The sequence below is a fragment of the Nostoc sp. CmiVER01 genome (assembly GCF_034531135.2).
Taxonomy (GTDB): domain Bacteria; phylum Cyanobacteriota; class Cyanobacteriia; order Cyanobacteriales; family Nostocaceae; genus Nostoc.
On record NZ_JAVRBU020000070.1, the window covers coordinates 1 to 615 of the forward strand.

Sequence of the window (615 nt, forward strand, 5' to 3'; positions counted from 1 at the left end):
CCTGACCTTGGAACAATCGCTTCTGGTGGCAATCTTGCGTCAACAGTTTGTCACTCACGAGATCGAAGCGGGCCTTGGCGCGGCCGACGCCCGGGTGGCCCTCGAAGACTTGCAGCCCCATCTTCAGCCATTTTTGGGCGATCCGGGCAGCGACGCCCAGGAACGAAAGCGCTTGTTGGGGCTGCTCGAGCAGCTCAAAGGCCACGGCCTGGTATCGGATGTCGACCAATACGAACGGGTCACGATTCGCCCGATCATAGTGCACGTGGCCAACCCTGAGAACCTGTCTCAATTGATCCACGCCCTAAGCACGGTCGCTGACGCACAAGCCGAACCGCCTGTCCCCGAGTCCGAGTCCGACGCTAACCCATGACTACACCGCCTGCCCCGCTAATCGAGAGCCTCGTGCTCACGCATCTGGATTTCTATGACTGGGGCGCCTTCGGCGGGCGCCATAGTGTGCCCATCGATGTCGCCGGGACCGCCATCATTGGCCCCACGGGGAGTGGAAAAACCACCCTGGTCGATGCCTTGATGACGCTGCTGGTGGCCATCCCCCGCTACAATCTGGCCTCCACCGGCGGCCACGACAGCGACCGCGACTTGGTCTCGTAC

The 615-nt window shown here is 62.1% G+C and carries 2 protein-coding genes; both read left to right on the forward strand.

The window, feature by feature from the left end; all coding sequences use genetic code 11:
- Positions 1-373, forward strand: a 373-nt coding sequence (locus RMZ43_RS36035) for a DUF4194 domain-containing protein (protein WP_428851035.1), incomplete at its 5' end; no start/stop codon positions are given.
- The coding region (locus tag RMZ43_RS36040; RefSeq protein WP_428851036.1) for an ATP-binding protein at positions 370-615 on the forward strand (246 nt) is incomplete at its 3' end. The genes RMZ43_RS36035 and RMZ43_RS36040, both read left to right, overlap by 4 nt.